Source organism: uncultured Flavobacterium sp. (assembly GCF_963974175.1).
GTDB lineage: Bacteria > Bacteroidota > Bacteroidia > Flavobacteriales > Flavobacteriaceae > Flavobacterium.
The window spans coordinates 108,409-127,380 of the sequence record NZ_CAXBBR010000002.1 but is presented as its reverse complement, the minus strand read 5'-3'; the positions used below and the strand labels follow the sequence as shown (position 1 = coordinate 127,380).

The 18,972-nt window shown below is 34.4% G+C and carries 14 protein-coding genes; 8 read left to right on the top strand and 6 right to left on the bottom strand.

Features of this window, described 5'->3' with window-relative positions; translation table 11 throughout:
• Window positions 1-565 precede the first annotated feature (565 nt).
• Both AAC069_RS03475 and AAC069_RS03470 read right to left on the bottom strand, forming a co-directional pair.
• Window positions 566-1,174, bottom strand: coding sequence for a superoxide dismutase (locus AAC069_RS03475; protein ID WP_339919114.1), 609 nt, complete (start codon window positions 1,172-1,174; stop codon window positions 566-568).
• A 295-nt stretch (window positions 1,175-1,469) separates the two neighbouring features.
• A complete protein-coding gene (locus AAC069_RS03470) occupies window positions 1,470-2,153 on the bottom strand; it encodes a ComF family protein (protein ID WP_339919113.1) in 684 nt (227 codons plus the stop codon).
• A gap of 94 nt (window positions 2,154-2,247) precedes the next feature.
• On the opposite strand from AAC069_RS03470, the gene AAC069_RS03465 reads away from it, so the two are divergent.
• The 5 genes from AAC069_RS03465 to AAC069_RS03445 all read left to right on the top strand — a co-directional run bounded on the left by AAC069_RS03465 (window position 2,248) and on the right by AAC069_RS03445 (window position 8,320).
• Complete coding sequence (locus AAC069_RS03465) at window positions 2,248-3,789, top strand: glycine--tRNA ligase (RefSeq protein WP_339919112.1); 1,542 nt, start codon at window positions 2,248-2,250, stop codon at window positions 3,787-3,789.
• A gap of 351 nt (window positions 3,790-4,140) precedes the next feature.
• Window positions 4,141-4,953, top strand: coding sequence for a LytTR family DNA-binding domain-containing protein (locus AAC069_RS03460; RefSeq protein WP_339919111.1), 813 nt, complete (start codon window positions 4,141-4,143; stop codon window positions 4,951-4,953).
• A 180-nt stretch (window positions 4,954-5,133) separates the two neighbouring features.
• Window positions 5,134-5,469 (top strand): 3-oxoacyl-ACP reductase, encoded by a 336-nt coding sequence (locus tag AAC069_RS03455; protein WP_339919110.1) that lies wholly within the window; start codon window positions 5,134-5,136, stop codon window positions 5,467-5,469.
• A gap of 104 nt (window positions 5,470-5,573) precedes the next feature.
• Complete coding sequence (locus AAC069_RS03450) at window positions 5,574-7,625, top strand: ATP-binding protein (RefSeq protein WP_339919109.1); 2,052 nt, start codon at window positions 5,574-5,576, stop codon at window positions 7,623-7,625.
• 2 nt (window positions 7,626-7,627) lie between these two features.
• The gene (locus tag AAC069_RS03445; RefSeq protein ID WP_339919108.1) at window positions 7,628-8,320 is read left to right on the top strand and encodes a response regulator; all 693 of its coding nucleotides are present in this window, start codon (window positions 7,628-7,630) and stop codon (window positions 8,318-8,320) included.
• A gap of 58 nt (window positions 8,321-8,378) precedes the next feature.
• Here the strand turns inward: AAC069_RS03445 and thiL are convergent, their stop codons facing one another.
• The gene (gene thiL / locus AAC069_RS03440; RefSeq protein WP_091091337.1) at window positions 8,379-9,425 is read right to left on the bottom strand and encodes a thiamine-phosphate kinase; all 1,047 of its coding nucleotides are present in this window, start codon (window positions 9,423-9,425) and stop codon (window positions 8,379-8,381) included.
• Window positions 9,426-9,596: 171 nt separating this feature from the next.
• Between thiL and AAC069_RS03435 the strand changes: the two genes are divergently transcribed.
• The gene (locus AAC069_RS03435; protein ID WP_339919107.1) at window positions 9,597-10,529 is read left to right on the top strand and encodes a 1-phosphofructokinase family hexose kinase; all 933 of its coding nucleotides are present in this window, start codon (window positions 9,597-9,599) and stop codon (window positions 10,527-10,529) included.
• Between the two features lie 111 nt (window positions 10,530-10,640).
• Here the strand turns inward: AAC069_RS03435 and lepA are convergent, their stop codons facing one another.
• Window positions 10,641-12,437 carry a translation elongation factor 4 gene (lepA, locus tag AAC069_RS03430; protein ID WP_339919106.1) on the bottom strand — a complete coding sequence of 599 codons (1,797 nt, stop codon included), beginning with the start codon at window positions 12,435-12,437 and terminating at the stop codon, window positions 10,641-10,643.
• A gap of 372 nt (window positions 12,438-12,809) precedes the next feature.
• Here lepA and dusB point away from each other — a divergent pair, with 372 nt between their 5' ends.
• On the top strand, window positions 12,810-13,802 hold the full coding sequence (gene dusB / locus AAC069_RS03425; RefSeq protein WP_339919105.1) for a tRNA dihydrouridine synthase DusB: 993 nt from the start codon (window positions 12,810-12,812) through the stop codon (window positions 13,800-13,802).
• Window positions 13,803-13,891: 89 nt separating this feature from the next.
• Here dusB and AAC069_RS03420 read toward each other — a convergent pair whose 3' ends face one another.
• Window positions 13,892-15,091 (bottom strand): FtsX-like permease family protein, encoded by a 1,200-nt coding sequence (locus tag AAC069_RS03420; RefSeq protein WP_339919104.1) that lies wholly within the window; start codon window positions 15,089-15,091, stop codon window positions 13,892-13,894.
• A 1-nt stretch (window position 15,092) separates the two neighbouring features.
• The gene (rbfA, locus tag AAC069_RS03415; RefSeq protein ID WP_074720684.1) at window positions 15,093-15,485 is read right to left on the bottom strand and encodes a 30S ribosome-binding factor RbfA; all 393 of its coding nucleotides are present in this window, start codon (window positions 15,483-15,485) and stop codon (window positions 15,093-15,095) included.
• 237 nt (window positions 15,486-15,722) lie between these two features.
• Here rbfA and AAC069_RS03410 point away from each other — a divergent pair, with 237 nt between their 5' ends.
• The gene (locus tag AAC069_RS03410) at window positions 15,723-18,932 is read left to right on the top strand and encodes a UvrD-helicase domain-containing protein (RefSeq protein WP_339919103.1); all 3,210 of its coding nucleotides are present in this window, start codon (window positions 15,723-15,725) and stop codon (window positions 18,930-18,932) included.
• Window positions 18,933-18,972 lie beyond the last annotated feature (40 nt).

Sequence of the window (18,972 nt, the reverse complement as noted above, 5' to 3'; positions counted from 1 at the left end):
GATTTAGTTTTGGCTCACCATAAAATTAGTAGGTTAAGTTTATGGTAGATTTGGGGCAAAAAAGGTGGAAGCAATTCCACCTTTTTTATTGGAATAAAATGAAAAAAAAAAAGCAGTGAATTTCATATATTGAGATTTACTGCTTTTTTATTTAGCGCTGTCGTCAGCTTAAAGATTTATTTCACTTTTGTTAGTTCAAGTTAAACATGTCCAGTATTTGATGTGCTTTTTCTTATAACATATACGGTAAAAATCTATTATTCAGTAATTTATCGTTTTTATTTGTTGTTTGTCTTAAATAGTTGCAAGCAGTGTTTTTTTGTCTTAAATTTATATCACCATAAAATTAGTAGGTTAAGTTTATGGTAGATTTGGGGCAAAGAAGGCGGAAGCAATTCCGCCTTTTTTATGGAGTAAACTGAAGAGAATAGTTTCGGAGTTAGAGGTTAAAAAAAGCACATAAAAAAAGTCGAATGAACTTTATATAGCTCATTCGACTTTTTTATTTCTGAAGTTAATTATAGTGGGTTTTACAATTTGTACCTCCCAATTCTAATCTTCTTTATTATTTCTCTGATGCAAATCTTCTAGATACTTCTGTCCAGTTGATTGTATTGAAAAAACCTTCAATATAATCAGGTCTTCTGTTTTGGTAATGCAAATAATAAGCATGCTCCCAAACATCCATTCCTAAGATTGGAGTTCCACCACATCCTATTCCAGGCATTAATGGATTGTCTTGATTTGGAGTTCCACAAACATCAAGTTTTCCACCTTTGTGAACACAAAGCCAAGCCCATCCTGAACCAAATTGTGTTGCTCCAGCTTTACTGAATTTAGCTTTAAACTCTTCAAAAGATCCAAAAGCACTTTCAATTGCAGTTAGTAAATCTCCGTTTGGAAGCCCACCTCCATTTGGAGTCATTACATTCCAATAAAGATTATGATTATAAAATCCTCCACCATTGTTACGAACGGCAGTATTCTTCATGTCTAGGTTAATCAAAATATTTTCGATAGTCTTGCCTTCCATATCAGTGCCTGCGATTGCTGCATTAAGGTTGGTAGTATAGGCGTTATGATGCTTCGAATGGTGAATTTCCATTGTACGTGCATCAATATAAGGTTCTAATGCGTCATACGCATAAGGTAATTGAGGTAATTCAAAAGCCATGATATATTTGTTTAATGATTTATAAAAATTTTATCCAAATTTAAACATTTAACTTTGGAATTGGAAATTCTATTTAGCTATTATAACATTTATTTAATTGATAGTGTTGTTTTTCCTGCTGATTAGCTAGCTATTAGCGGCATGAAAGCCAGTACGTGTTAAAATAAGAATACTCTATAATGTTTATTCTAATTGAATGATGGTTATTAAATTCCTATGTTTTGCAATAGCTTACTTTCTTTTGGAAATTAAAATATTTTATAATGTGATCAAACATAAGATTACATTGAAAACATCAGGATTGTGCCATGGCCATACATACAATACTAATTCTGGCACCCGGAATTTTCAACAAAGCTCTGGAGCAGGCTTCTAGGGTAGCTCCTGTCGTGATGACATCATCAATAAGTAGAAAGTGTTTATTGTGATCCTTTTCGCCAAAGTTAACATCAAAAACAGTGTCAATTCCTTCGCTTCTTCCTAGTAGACTTTTTTGTGATTGTGTTTTTGAATATACTGCTCGAAACAATATGGAGTCATTATAGGGTATATTGAATTCCTCCGAAAGTGCCAATCCAAAAGTAGTTACCTGATTGTAGCCTCGTTCTTTATATTTTTTTTTATGTAAAGGAACTGGGATGATTACGTTTGCCGTTTTTAGGATCGTGCTTTCTTTCAATTCTTCGGCATACCAGTTTCCTATAATAGTTCCTATTTCCTCATGGCCTTTGTATTTTAATTTATGAATAAGTTCCTGTACGATTCCTTTTTTATGGAAATAGACAAATGCTGAGGCATATTCCAATGGAATTCGGCCATAGAATTTTTTGAAAGCTTCATTTTCAGGTGATAAATGATGGTTCGTTAATGGAATATGATGTCGACAAACCGTACATATTACTTTTTCATTTGTCAGTAAAAACGAGTTGCATCCACTGCATACGGGAGGAAAGAATAGATTTAGAAGATATTTAAACATTAAATTGCTGATTTATTTATAAAAATATGAAAATGAATGATTCAAACTTCCGCTATTTTTCTTTTTTTAAGTTCACTTTTTATATTTTTGCAGTATGGCAAAACAAGAAGACATATTTAAGAATGTAATTTCGCATGCAAAAGAGTACGGATTTATTTTTCCGTCAAGCGAAATATACGATGGTTTAAGTGCAGTTTATGATTATGCACAGAACGGAGTAGAATTAAAAAAGAACATACGAGAATATTGGTGGAAAGCTATGGTTCAGTTGAATGATAATATTGTAGGTCTTGATGCCTCAATATTAATGCATCCGACAACCTGGAAAGCTTCTGGCCACGTGGATGCTTTTAATGACCCGTTAATTGATAATAAAGATTCGAAGAGAAGATATAGAGCCGATGTTTTAATTGAAGATTATGCTGAAAAGCTTAATATCAAAGCAATTAAAGAGGTTGAAAAGGCAAAAGTTCGTTTTGGCGACGCTTTTGATGAAGCTGAATTTGTGTCAACGAACACTAGAGTTGTTGAATACAAAACGAGAGAAAGAGAAATTCTTGAGCGTTTAGGACGTTCGTTAGGAAACGAAGATCTAGAAGATGTAAAAGCATTAATTGAAGAGTTAGAAATTGCTTGTCCTGAAACAGGTTCTCGTAATTGGACTGAAGTAAGACAGTTTAATCTAATGTTTGGAACAAAATTAGGTGCATCAGCTGATACTGCGATGGATTTGTATTTGCGTCCAGAAACTGCTCAAGGTATTTTTGTTAATTTCTTGAATGTTCAAAAATCCGGTAGAATGAAAGTTCCTTTTGGAATTGCTCAAACGGGGAAAGCATTTAGAAACGAAATCGTTGCAAGACAGTTTATCTTCCGTATGCGTGAGTTTGAACAAATGGAAATGCAATTTTTTGTTCGTCCAGGTGATGAAATGAAACATTATGAATTCTGGAAAGAAGCGCGATTGAAATGGCATTTGTCTCTAGGGTTAGGTAAGGAAAATTATCGTTTTCATGACCATGAAAAACTAGCTCATTACGCTAATGCAGCTGCTGATATAGAATTTAATTTTCCTTTTGGATTTAAAGAATTAGAGGGGATTCATTCTCGTACTGATTTTGATTTAAAAGCACACGAAAAATTCTCAGGTAGAAAATTACAATATTTTGATGCTGAACTGAATCAGAATTATGTTCCCTATGTAGTGGAGACATCTGTTGGATTAGACAGAATGTTCTTGGCTGTTTTTGCAACTTCATTGAAAGAAGAAACTTTAGAAGATGGTTCAACAAGAACAGTGTTGAAATTACCGTCAGTCCTAGCGCCTACGAAAGCAGTGGTGTTGCCATTGGTTAAAAAAGATGGTTTACCTGAAATAGCTCATAAAATCGTTGAAGACTTAAAATGGGATTTTAATGTGGGATATGATGAGAAAGATGCAGTAGGTCGTCGTTACAGAAGACAAGATGCACTGGGAACTCCATTTTGTATTACAGTGGATCATCAAACAATAGAAGATCAAACAGTAACGATTCGTCATCGTGATACGATGAAACAAGATCGAGTTAAAATTTCTGACTTGAATTCGATTATTGAAAATGAAGTGTCTATGAAAAACTGGTTGATGAAAATGTAACAACTTGCTTTATAGTATATAAAAAGGCTTTCCAATTTGGAAAGCCTTTTGTTTTTTCAGGGGTTAAATCCGTATAGTGTTTAAAATGAGGTCTTTTCTGGCCATGACAATAGTGTAGTTAATCGGATTTATTTGCAGTTCATCATAATCTATGAACATTTGTTAACAACATATTAACATCGGACTTCAATACTCACTGAAACATGTATTTTTAATTTGTTAAATAATGATAAACAACTGATTTTTTATTTAATGAGTTTCCCAAAACTACCATAGATTTTGCTATTTTTTGAAGTATAAGCTGAATTTAAGCATCAAATAATACGCCTAACAATTTAGGAAGAGCTATAGATGAACTATTCGTACATTATTATTGACGACGATCAAGAAAGTGTTTTGAAAACAAAAGCCATGGCTGATAGTTTTTCGGAGCTTGACTTTGTAGCTTCGGCAAATAATTATGAAGAAGGTTTAAACCTTATATTAGAGCATATTCCCCAATTAATTTTTCTCGAGATTGATCCTTCAAATAAAAAGAGCAACTTATCATTGATGCTAATCAATGAATTGCATCGTTATTTGAAAGTTATTCCTAAAATTATTGTTACCACTTCTAAAAAGGACTTGGCCTACGAAGCAATTCAATATGACGTTACGGATTATATTTTAAAACCTTTGGCAGGTATCGATTTTATAAAGTCAATCTTGAAGTTAAATAAATCGAACGCTGATAGTATAGTCGCTTTAGCGCAACCACAAGTTCTTAATGAGAAACCAGCTGTAGTGATGCAGTATGAAACTCCAACTACTGAGGAGCCTCTCATATTATGTATAAAATCGTACGGTGATCACAGGTACATTGATGCCAGAGATATATGTTACTTGCAAGCAGATAACAATTCTACAGATATTCACCTTAATGGTGGCGAAATGATCACTGCCTTCAAAACATTGAAACATTTTGAGGGCGTCTTGTCTTATCCCTTTGTAAGGATTCATAATAGTTATATAGTTAACTCGCGTTACATTTCTAGGATCCATACAGGAAACGCAGTGTGTTATATTAAAAACACGACGGCGAAGATTCCATTTTCTAAGTCATATAAGGTTAATATAGACCTTATAATATCTGAAATTTCTAACGGAAACTATTTAGAAATTTAAAAAATCACCATCCACCAAGATTTGACTATCATTCGCTCTCAAACGATAGCATTCTACCATTTAACCTTTTTTTTGTAAGAAAAAGAGAAAGCTCCTATGTACTTTTACATTGTAATGACGCAGAAATCAGGTCGTTATATAAATGTAAAAACAAAAAAATAACATAAAAATCCCCAAATTATGAAAAAATCTATCTTAACAATCGGACTTTTCTCTTTAGTAATGATCTTAACTTCTTTCACTACACCAACTTCTAATGATATCATCGGCGGAAACGCTTCAGGTGGAAATATGAAAATGGACATCATTGGCGGAAACGCTTCAGGAGGAAATATGAAAATGGACATCATTGGAGGAAACGCTTCAGGAGGAAATATGAAAATGGATATCATTGGAGGAAATGCTTCAGGAGGAAACATGAAAATGGACATCATAGGAGGGAATGCTTCAGGTGGAAATATGAAAATGGATATCATTGGCGGAAACGCTTCAGGCGGAAATATGAAAATGGACTAAAAGTTATAAATTTTCAAAATTATAGAAGCTATCATTTATTTGATAGCTTTTTTTTATGCCAATAGTTTTATTTTACTATTTTTGATAAAATTCTCAATCAATAATTGAAAAATAAATATAATATATTTTTAGGATCGCTTTTTTTGTGTGTTTTTTTTGGTTGTTCCGAGAAAAATGAGCAAAACAGCGATATGTCAACTTCGCAAGATAGTTTATCTAACTATTTTACTTTAGCCAATGATTTGTCTTTATCAAGAGATAAAAGATTGGAGTATACACAAAAAGCGTTTGAAATTGTAGCCGATAATGACAATGATTCTTTAAATCGCATAAACCTATTTAAGGTAGCAAATAGGTACTACAATATTAACAAACTGAAAGAATATAGTAAAGTTGTTAATATAGTTTTAAAAAAGTCAGAACTTGCAAATGACTCTCTCAGTAAGGCAAAAGCATATACTTATCTCGGAGATTTTTATGTTTCTCAATCGGTTTCTGATAGTGCCTTCATGTACTACGACAAGGCTGAAAAAGCATATGAAGATCTTAAAGATAAAGTTAATCGTAGCAAAACAATAATTAATAAAGCGGATTTACAGTTTCGAATTGGAGATTTTTCGGAAACTGAAAAAGCTGCTTTTAGTGTATTGCGCATTATTAAAGGAGAAAAAGGATTCAATAGTATATACTATGATGCTTACAACCTTTTAGGAATAACTTATTGTGAACAGGGAGAATTTGAGAATGGGATTATTTATCATAATAAAGCACTTGCCGTAATTGATGATGATATAATATATCCAGAATTTCAATCTAGGGCCACTTCGTATAATAACATGGGTTTTTTATACTTAAATGATAAAAAGTATGACTTAGCCAAAAGTTATTTTCAAAAGGGATTAGATCAAAAAGATTTGAGTACTCAAAAACCTTATGTATATGCTTTATTATTAGATAACTTAGCCTATGCAAAATTTAAGCTCAATGAAACCAACGGGCTTCCAGATATGTTTTTCCAATCACTTAGATTTAAAGACAGTCTAAAATTAACTAATGGAGTATTTGTTAATAAAATCCATTTGTCAGAATATTTCGCTTCTAAAAAAGATACTGTACGTGCACTAAAATATTCTAATGAAGCCCTGTTTTTAGCAAATTCGACTGATATCTCTAGAGATGTTTTAGTTGCTTTGAAACAATTATCAATTATAGATCCTAAAAATGCGGCAGTTTATAATAAGGAGTACATTCATATCAATGAAGAATTACAAAAAGTAGATCGAAGTATGGGAGAAAAATTCGCTCGCATTGAATATGAAACAGATGTAATAAGAGGGGAGAATTCAGATTTAACAACTCAAAACAGGAATTTAGTATATGTTTTTAGCTTTATAACTATCCTAGGTTTGCTTACATACATTATTAAAGCTCAGAAGACTAAAAATAAAGTGCTTTTATATAAGCAACAGCAACAGAAAGCGAATGAGGATATTTATAACTTAATGATATCTCAGCAAAATACTATAGAAACTAATAGAGTTGAAGAGAAAAGAAGGGTTGCCCAGGAGCTGCATGATGGTGTTTTAGGAAGGATGTTTGGTGTCCGTATGAATTTAGATGGTTTAAATGGATTTCAGGATGAGATGGCTGTCCAGCAAAGAAGTAGTTATTTATCTGAGTTAAAGAATATAGAACAGGATATTCGTGAAATTTCACATGATTTAAATAGGGAAAAATCAGAATTAATCAATAACTTCGTTGCCATCGTCGACAACCTGTTTGAAGAACAAAGAAAAACGTATCCGTCTAAATTAGTTTCAAATATTGACAGCACTATAAAATGGGAGCTTTTAGTGAACTCCGTGAAGATTAATTTGTATCGTATTATACAAGAATCGCTTCAAAATATTAATAAGTATGCCAATGCAAATACGATTAAAATTGAATTAAAAAAGAAAGATGGCAATTTATCCCTAGTGATTAGTGATGACGGAGTCGGATTTAATTCAAAAATAAAAAAGAAGGGTATAGGGATTCAAAATATGCTCTCTCGAACAAAAGAGTGCCACGGTGAATTTCATATAAAATCAAAAAAAGGAGACGGTACAATTATTACCATTATCATTCCAATAGAACAAAAACTAATACCTACATAGAAATGACATTTGAATCAGCTGCTCCAACAACTGCAAAAAGTAATATACTAATTGTGGATGATCATCCTTTTATTATACAGGGATATAAAAATGCAATTACAAGATATAACCCGAATAATCATGAGTTTTTTATAACGGAAGCCAAGGATTGTGAGTCAGCCTATAACGTTATTACTAACCCAGAATCTGTAGTTTTTGATATAGCTTTTTTAGACATTAGTATGCCGCCCTATGAGGATAAGGGTATTTATTCAGGTGAAGATTTGGCGAAATTGATTTTAGAATTTATGCCAAATTGCAAAATCATCTTGCTTACGATGTTCACTGAGTTTTTAAAAATAAAAACAATTATTAAGAATATAAATCCGAATGGATTAGTTATAAAAAACGACTTAACATTTGATGAGTTATTATTTGCTTTTGATAAAGTGATAAAAAACGAAACGTATTACAGTCAATCAGTTATTAAGATGCTGGAGTCGCAAAATCATAGCGTTGAAATTGACTTGTTTGATAAGCAGATTTTATTTCATTTGTCTAAAGGGACAAAAGCCAAAGACATGCCGCAATACATACCGATATCTCTAAATGCAATCGAAGTGCGAAAGTTAAATCTTAAGGAATTATTGAAAGTAGTTGATGGAAGTGATATCGACTTAGTTCGCGAAGCGCGAAATATAGGATTGTTGTTTTAACAGTTCGTCAAGCATAAAAAAACGGCATTTATAAATTTATAAATGCCGTTTTTGTTTTTTATTCCGTCATGGCATCCCAGCCACGCGCTTTTAGAGGAATTTTAGTATTGGCTCTAGTGATCAAATGTATTCCTTCACTTTCCTGCGTCATGTGACCAATGATAGAGAAATTAGGATTTCCTTTAATTTTATCAAAATCTTCCATTGCAATGGTGAAAAGCAATTCATAATCTTCACCGCCGTTTATCGCTACCGTCGTAGAATCGATGTCGAATTCCTCACAAACATTAATCAACTGTGGATCAAGTGGTAATTTATCTTCATACAAATTACAACCTACATTTGACTGCTTACATAAATGCATAATTTCTGATGATAATCCATCTGAAATGTCAATCATTGATGTTGGTTTTATTTCCAAGGCATGCAATAAGGTGCGAACGTCTTTTCTAGCTTCCGGTTTAAGTTGGCGCTCTATTAAATAAGTATAGGCATCTAAATCAGGTTGTGAATTTGGATTTACTTGAAAAACTTGCTTCTCACGTTCTAAAACTTGTAACCCCATATAAGCGGCGCCAATGTCACCAGTTACTACTAATAAATCAGTTTGTTTTGCACCATTTCTATAAACTATCTCCTCTTCATCTGCTTCGCCGATAACAGTTATACTGATGATTAATCCTTTTTGTGAAGAAGTAGTATCTCCACCGATTACATCTACTTTATATTCATTAGAAGCATGTGTGATTCCTGCAAATAATTCATCTAATGCTTCTAAAGGGAAACGATTAGAAACGGCAATGGAAACAGTAATTTGTGTAGCCTTTGCATTCATTGCACAAATATCAGAAATATTTGTAGTCACTGCTTTATATCCTAAATGTTTCAAAGGCATGTAAGCCAAATCAAAATGAACACCTTCAACTAATATGTCTGTTGAAATAACGACTTTTTTGTCTTTAAAATCAAGCACTGCAGCATCATCACCAATTCCTTTTAAGGTCGAAGGTTGGATGATTTCAAAGTTTTTTGTTAGGTGATCAATCAATGCGAATTCTCCTAATTGAGCAATACTAGTACGTTGTGGGGTTTTATCTTCAATCATATTTTTAAGTTTGTTTTTCTGTACGGGATTCTAAAACAGTCCAGAGTTTGCAAAGGTACAAAGGTTTTGTCTAATTAATTCTGGATTCATCATTTGAAAAGAAGTAGTTAAATAGTAACATATGAGATTTGAATATTTTTTCGCATCTTTAGAGTAGTAAAATCAAACAAAATGAAATCATTTGATATAGTTACCATAACTGTAAATCCAGCCCTAGATAAAAGCGCTCATTTTTCTGGGTTAGTTCCTGAACAGAAAATAAGATGTCAGGCTCCGCTATATGATGCGGGAGGAGGGGGAATTAACGTCTCTAAAGCAATATCCCGTCTAGAAGGAACTTCGTTAGCGGTATTTGCTTCTGGTGGGCCTTCAGGCGAAATGATAAAAGAGATTCTAAATAAGGAATTGATTTCATTTCAAGCCATTGAAACTAAAAACTGGACTCGGGAAAGTTTTGTAGCCGTTGATGACAATACCAATTCGCAATACCGTTTTAATTTTCCAGGAACCTCAATTACGGATGCTGAAAGAAACGAAATTATTAAAACTGTTGAAAGTCAGGATTCGAAATTTATCGTTGTAAGCGGAAGTTTAAGGGAAGGTTTACCAGTAGATTTTTATCAAGAGATTGCAGAAATATCAAAAAAATCAAATTCAAAACTGATTGTTGATACATCTGGGGAAGCATTGAAAAAAGCATTAGAAATAGGTGTTTATTTGATAAAACCTAATGTAGGTGAATTAGCCAAACTGATAGGAGTAGAAAAGCTCGAAATGGAAGAAGTAAATGCTGCAGCAAAAAAAATCATTGCAAAGGGTGGAGCCGAAATTGTGGTTGTTTCTCTGGGGCCTCAAGGTGCTGTATTAGTTACCAAAGATTCTTATGATTACGTTCCTGCTCCAAATGTTGCTAAAAAAAGTACTGTAGGTGCCGGAGACAGCATGGTGGGCGGAATGACTTGGGCGCTAGCTCAAAACAAACCATTGAAAGAAGTAATTCGTTGGGGAGTTGCCTGTGGTTCTGCCGCTACAATGAATGAAGGCACTCAGCTATTTAAACTGGAAGATGCTAAAAGGTTATTTGAATGGTTGAACGATAAATAAAATTTGTTGACCTCCAAAAAGGGAGAGTGAAATTAGAAAAGCATAAAAAAACCTGATAATTTTTACATCATCAGGTTTCCTTTTTATTCTATATTGTTTTCTAAAAAAAAATTAATCATTCAATTTCAAAACAGCCATAAAAGCTTCTTGAGGAATTTCAACATTCCCAACAAGTCTCATACGTTTTTTACCTTTTTTCTGTTTTTCAAGTAATTTACGTTTACGAGAAATATCTCCACCATAACATTTGGCAGTAACATCTTTACGTAACGCTTTAATAGTTTCGCGAGAGATCACTTTCACGCCAATAGCAGCTTGTACCGGAATGTCAAATTGTTGTCTTGGAATCAATTCCTTCAACTTCTCACACATTTTTTTACCTATCGAGTAAGCGTTATCGGTATGCATCAAGGATGACAAAGCATCCACAATAGTAGCGTTTAATAAAATATCTACTTTTACCAAACTAGAAGTTCTCATTCCAATTGGCGTATAATCAAAAGAAGCATAACCTTTAGAAACGGTTTTCAAACGGTCATAAAAGTCAAATACAATCTCAGCCAAAGGCATGTCAAAAGTCAATTCAACTCTTTCTGTAGTCAAATATGTTTGATTAGTAATCAATCCACGTTTTTCGATACACAAACTCATTACATTCCCAACGTAATCAGACTTGGTAATGATAGTTGCTTTAATAAATGGCTCTTCAACATGATCTAAACGAGATGGCTCAGGTAAATCTGAAGGGTTGTTTACAATCAAAATAGTGTTTGGTTCCTTTTTGGTAAAGGCGTGGTAGGAAACGTTAGGTACAGTTGTGATAACCGTCATGTTAAACTCTCTTTCCAGACGCTCTTGAATAATTTCCATGTGTAGCATTCCAAGGAATCCACAACGGAAACCAAAACCTAATGCTGCCGAACTTTCTGGTAGAAATACAAGTGAAGCATCGTTCAATTGTAGTTTTTCCATAGAGTTTCTCAACTCCTCATAATCTTCCGTATCCACTGGGTAGATTCCTGCAAAAACCATTGGTTTCACATCTTCAAAACCCTTGATTATATTTGTTGTTGGTGTTTTCGCATCGGTCAACGTATCACCTACTTTTACTTCTTTAGCTTCTTTAATTCCTGAAATTAGGTATCCAACATCACCTGCTGAAATGACTTGCTTCGGAACTTGGTTTAACTTCAAAGTACCAATTTCATCTGCAAAATATTCATTTCCAGTAGCCATGAATTTAATCTTCTGACCTTTTTTTATCTGACCGTTTTTAACACGGAAAATAACTTCAATTCCACGGAATGGATTGTAGTGTGAGTCAAAAATCAAAGCTTGTAATGGTTCATCAATATTTCCTGATGGGGGAGGTATTTTTTCGATAATTGCTGCCAAAATATTTTCAACACCAAAACCAGTTTTACCTGAAGCATGAATAATATCTTCTAATTTACATCCCAATAAATCAATAATATCATCACTTACTTCCTCAGGATTAGCAGATGGTAAATCCACTTTATTTAAAACTGGAATAATTTCCAAGTCATTTTCTAAAGCCAAATACAAGTTAGAGATCGTTTGTGCTTGAATGCTTTGAGCCGCATCTACAATCAAAAGCGCTCCTTCACATGCTGCTATAGATCGAGAAACTTCATATGAAAAATCCACGTGTCCAGGAGTATCAATAAGGTTTAGAATATATTCTTCTCCTTTATAAGTGTATTCCATTTGAATCGCGTGACTCTTAATTGTAATCCCACGTTCGCGTTCCAAGTCCATGTTGTCAAGCAATTGTGCTTTTTCTTGACGCGCAGTAACAGTCTGTGTAGCGCCAAGTAAACGGTCAGCAAGTGTGCTTTTTCCGTGGTCAATATGTGCAATAATGCAGAAATTCCTTATTTTTTTCATCTTATCCATCTGTCAATTTTATTTTTGGCTTACCCTGAAGTTATTTCCAGGCGTGACCACAAGGGCCGGGCTTTTCGCTACAATCTTGTTATTGCGATCTTGCTTGGCAATCTCAGAACTAAAAGGCTTTTTGTTGCAGTCCCAAACTCAAACTCATCTTTGGGGTAATTTACCTGACGGCCACTGGCTGTCCTCCTTTTAATTTCAAATCTCACGCGCATTCATGCTGCGACCATTAATCTGCAAAGATAGTTTAAATTCAACAGTTTCAAAGTCCCAAATCGCAAACTAATGAGTTAAGTAGTAAGTCTTTCATCGTCGCTATTTCATGCTTTGATCAAAAAAGCGTAATTTTGCACAAAATTTAAGCAGATGATTAAGATTGGCAACATAGAATTACCGGATTTTCCTTTACTTCTTGCTCCTATGGAGGATGTGAGCGACCCACCTTTTCGTAGGTTGTGTAAGATGCACGGTGCTGATATGATGTACTCCGAATTTATTTCTTCCGAAGGACTAATTCGTGATGCCATCAAAAGCCGAATGAAACTAGATATCTTCGATTATGAGAGACCTGTTGGTATTCAGATTTTTGGTGGAGACGAAGAAGCTATGGCGTTATCGTCTAAAATCGTTTCTACTGTAAATCCAGATATTATAGATATTAACTTTGGTTGTCCGGTAAAAAAAGTGGTTTGTAAAGGAGCTGGGGCCGGAGTGTTAAAAGATGTTGACTTGATGATTCGCTTGACAAAAGCGGTTATTGATAGTACCCATTTACCCGTAACGGTAAAAACGCGTTTGGGATGGGATGATAATTCTATCAATATTGATGAGGTAGCTGAGCGTTTGCAAGATCTTGGAGTTGCGGCTTTGAGTATTCATGCTAGAACACGTGCCCAAATGTACAAAGGTCATTCCGACTGGTCACACATAGCACGTGTAAAAAACAACCCAAGAATTAAGATGCCTATTTTTGGTAACGGAGATATTGACAGCCCAGAAAAAGCATTACAATATAAAAACGAATACGGTATCGACGGAATCATGATTGGTCGTGCCGCAATTGGATATCCTTGGATTTTTAACGAAATCAAACATTATTTCAATACTGGAGAGCACTTGGCAAAACCTACCGTTGTTGATAGAGTCGAAGCGGTGCGCAATCACCTTACTTGGGCAATGGAATGGAAAGGCGAGCGTTTAGGGATTGTAGAAACAAGACCTCATTATACAAATTATTTTAAAGGGATTCATTCTTTTAAACCGTACAAATTAAAACTAGTAACCTTAGATCATCCTGAAGAATTATTTGCTCTCTTGAATGAGATTCAGGAAGCGTATGCGGGGTACGAGCTTGTATAAAAATCTATTTCAAACACGAATTCGACCAGTTTCCACCAATTAATTCGTGTAAATTGGTCGAATTCGTGTTTTTTTTAAATCAAAAATCCTTAATCCAGCAACTTCTTACTTACTCTACTACTCGCAATCAACGAAGCAATAAAACCAAGGGTTACAATTGTTCCCATGACAATCAATACGTTTTCCAGCGTGAAAACCACTGGGTAAGCTAATGTGGGTGTAATCATTACCAGCTGAAAATGCTGTTGTAACAATACAATCGCTATTCCTAAAAGGAGTCCAATAATTCCACCAAAAAGACTGAGTAGCGTTCCTTGTAGTAAAAATATTTTACGTAAATCCTTGATTTCCGTTCCCAGATTAAAAAGTGTTTTTAGGTTTCCTTTTTTGTCGAGAATCATCATGATCAGTGCGCCAATAAGATTGAAAAGCGCCACCACGATTACCAAGGTAAAAATTAAATACACAGCGATATTCTCTGTATTCAACATTTTATACAAGGCTTCGTTGAGTTGGGCTCTGTTTTTTACCGTGATTTTATTATTGAAAATGGTTTGTAGTTTCTCGATGATTGCGGCTTCATCTGCGTCCTTTTTTTCTTTGATCTCAATTCCCGAAATTTGATTGGATTTGTATTCTAATAATTCTTGGGCAAGACCCAAATCTGCAAAAACGTATTTAGAATCAAGATCTTCACTGATGGCATAAATGCCTACGGGGAAAACATCGGTTTTATTAAAAGCTTGTGCGGGGTTTGTGATTGCTCCTCTTCCAGGTTTAGGAACTAGAACTTCTAATTGTTTATTGAAATCCAGTAATCCCATGGAGAATTTCTGAGCAATTCCATAACCTACAACAACCTGATAAGTATCAGGCTCAATCCATTGTCCATTATACAATGTTTTCTTAATATCATTTACTTTACTGAAATTGGTATCAACTCCTTTCAAATAGGTAACGACTTGCTTATCATCAAAAACAAACAGAACGCGTTCTTCTATAATTTTGCTATAGGAAACCACGCCTTCTATTTTCTTTATTTGTTCTTCTTGTGATGGAGAAACGAGAAATGATTTCCCTAAAGTGCTACTTATTTTAATGTCGGGATCAATGTCGTTCGTGAACGAAAGACTAAATACTTTCAACCCGCTAAAAACAGATAACACCACAAACAAAGCCATGGCGCCAACAATGATTCCCATACTCGCAATGCGATTGATGATATTTATGGCATTGTTTTTACTATTACTTAGAATGTAACGTTTGGCTATGTAAAGGGGGAAATTCAAATTATATCAGCTTGCGTTTCTCTAGAAGATCTCTATTTTCAATAGGATTATCTTTACTTGCTAAAGCATTGTCAATTTTTTCAATGTAATCTAAGGAGTCATCAATAAAGAAAACCAAATTAGGCACTTTTCTCAATTGCAAACGTACTCTTTGTGATAAATCATGTTTTATCGTTTTAGAATTCGACTTAACAGCCTCTAAGATTTCTTTTGCTTTATCCTGAGGAAAAACACTTAAATGAACCGTAGCTACAGATAAATCTGAAGTAACAACAACCTTGGATACCGAAATAATTAAATTACTTACTCCGTTTTTTCTCACTTCACCTTGTAGGATATCAACCAAATCTTTTTGGATCACCCCACCTATTTTTTTCTGTCTATTTGTTTCCATAGTGCAAAAATAGTACTTTTAAACATTAAACAAACAATTTTTAAAAGCAACCTAGCAATAGTTCTGTTTTTAGGAGCTTTTTCCTGCTATTCGTTGCAATCTTTTTCTAAATCTTCCAGATTTAGAAAAAGGATTTTCACTTCTATCAGGGCTAGTTCTATACGTCATCGACTGCGAGGACAATGTAGGAAAGGAATCGTGCAGTATTAAAATTCAAATAATAAAATATAAGCTAATTTGGAACATAAAGTAAATCCAGTTTCGACTACTTCCTCTTCGGGAAGGTTAGAGCGACCATCTTTCGCCATATATGATGCATCCGCAGGATCTGGTAAAACCTATGCGCTTGTAAAAGAATATCTGAAGATCATTTTAGTGGCCCCTAAAAATGATGCGTATCGCAACATTCTCGCCATAACGTTTACGAATAAAGCGGTACACGAAATGAAAAGTCGTATTGTGGGAAGCCTATCCGAATTTGCAAAAGACGAACCTTCGCCAAAAGCGCAGGATTTGATGCAGGATTTGGCAAAGGATACAGCATTGTCGATTATCCAGATCAAAACCAAATCGCAACAAATCATCAAGCACATCATTCATAACTATGCAGCTTTTGATATTTCGACCATTGATAAATTCACTCACAAAGTCATTCGTGCTTTTGCGCATGATTTAAAGTTACCCATGACTTTTGAGGTGACCTTGGACACGGAGAATTTGTTGATCGAGGCTGTTGATGCCATCATCGCGCAAGCTGGGGAAGACGAAACCCTGACTAAGTTGCTTATCGATTTCACAATGGAAAAAACGGATGATGATAAATCATGGGATATTTCACGTGAGATTTTGGACACAGGTCGCTTAGTTCTTAATGAAAATCACCGAAACGAAATCACTCATTTTCACGATAAAACCATTGCCGATTTTGTCGAGATAAAAAAGAAATTAATTGAGTCGTGTAAAGCCTTGGAAAAAGACAACGCCGAATTTGCTCAAGCGGCTCTAGCTTTAATTGTAAATAACGGAATAGATTTAAAATCATTCTCGCGAGGAACTTTTCCTAATCACGTAATTAGCATTCGAGACGGAAAATACAATCCTAAAAACAAAACCTTTCACGAGTTTGATGATATAGCCATTAATAAAACGGCCAAAGACCGTGCATTAATAGAAAATATAATTCCGGAGTTGATTCAGATTCTGGGAACGATTTATAAAAATTTCGAAAAAAGAGATTTCTACAAAGCCTTTCTTAGAAATATAACACCGTTGTCTTTACTAAATACAGTGAGCAATGAATTAGCGAAAATTCAGGAAGAGCAAAATGTGCTTTCCATTTCAGAGTTTAATGCGATTATTCATCGCGAAATCCAAAATCAGCCTGCGCCTTTTATATATGAACGATTAGGGGAACGCTACCGTCATTTTTTTATTGATGAATTTCAGGATACATCAGAGATGCAATGGCAAAACCTAATTCCGTTAATTGATAATGCGCTTGCAGGTCAGGACGATTATGGAGAGAAAGGAACTTTGATGATTGTGGGTGATCCTAAACAATCCATTTATCGCTGGCGTGGAGGAAAGGCAGAGCAGTTTATAGAACTAAGTAAAGACAACAATCCCTTCGCTAATCCAGACAAGAAGTTAGAACATCTAGATAAAAATTACCGGTCTTATTCACAGGTAATCGAGTTTAATAATGAATTTTTTAAGTTGGTTTCAGGTGAATTTGAACAACCTGATTACAAAGATTTATATGAAAATCACAGCCATCAGAAATCAAATGATAAAACCGGCGGCTATGTGAATATTTCCTTTATTCCAAAGGAAGAAACTGCAGAAGAGGATGAAGAAGGCTTGGATAAAACAGAGTTGTTTGTTTTAGCGACTTTGAATACGATTCAAAAAGTACTTCAAGAAGGATTTGAATACAAAGACATTGTAATTTTGACTCGTAAAAGAAGTCAAGGAATTGCAATTGCTAATTATTTGACAGAACAGAACATTCCGCTCTTGTCTTCAGAAACGTTGATGATTCAGAACGCAACCGAAGTCAGGCTGATTATTCACCTTTTAAAATACCTGAAAAACAATGCCGATTTAGAGGCGAAAGCACATTTTCTGCATTATGTAGCCGAAAATATTCAGGGTCAGTTGCCGGTTCATGATTTCATCGCGAAGGGAATGGAGCAAAAACTAGAAGTCGATTTTGAGAAATGGCTAATGAGTTATGATATTTCACTATCCTTTCAAAACATTCGAAAAAAATCATTGTATGAAGCGGTGGAGGTTGTAATTACTAAATTTTTATCACCAAATCTCGCCAAAGGTGGCGGAGCGTATGTGCAATACTTCCTCGACATTGTTTTAGAGAGAGATGTGCGCAATCAAGCTGGAATATCCGACTTCCTTAATTTTTGGGATAAAAATGCGGAGAAATTTAGTATTCCATCACCTGAAGGAAATAATGCGGTTCGTATTATGACGATACATAAATCGAAAGGATTGGAATTTCCCGTGGTAATCATGCCTTTCGCCGAAGAGGATTACAGTCGGAAACCTAAAGATAAATTATGGCTCGATGGCGAAGAAATGGATTTTGGTTTGCCAAAGGTGTTGGTAGATAATAGCAGTGCGGTAGAAGGCTTTGGTGTCGAAGCAAAAGCGATCTATGATCAAAAGAAACAAGAAGAATTATTGGATAATGTAAATGTTTTGTATGTGGCTTTAACTAGGGCAGAGGAGCAACTGTATGTTATTTCAAATATGAATTTGTCTAGTAAAGCAGAAGTTCCTAAAAATAACATGTGTACTTTTTTTATTAATTATTTAATGAGTAAAGGCGTTTTTGACGAAAATAAATTGGAGTATGAATTTGGAAGTGCTACAAAATTATCAAATAAGGCAAGGCATATTGATACTTCAAAAGCAATCCGTGTAGTTGCTAAAATATTAAATCCAAAAAACATTAAAATAGCCCAACGAGAGGCATTGATGTGGGGGACACATCAGCAGGAGTCTATAGAATATGGTAATGTGGTGCACGAAATACTATCTTTTGTAAAGACAAAAAAGGACGTTGATCTGGCGGTTACTAAATCTATTGAAAGCGGATTGATTACTTTCAATCAAAAGGAGTTGGTGCACAAGACAATTCAAGATATTGTAAATCATAAAGAATTGGAATCCTTTTTTTCTGAAGAGTATGAAGTGTTAAATGAGCAAACCATAATTCAAAAGGAAGGAAAAACGATAAAGCCAGATAGAATGGTTGTAACGAAAGAGAAAGAAGTTTTTTTATTGGATTATAAAACAGGAGCTCACGATGCAAAATATCAAAAGCAATTAGAGAATTACCAATCGGCAATTGAATTAATGGGTTATAAAGTCGTAAAAAAAGCACTGATTTATATCGGAAAAGAAATCGATGTAGTAAATTTGTAGCATAAAAATGAATTATTCGCAAAAATCAAAATTTTAAAAA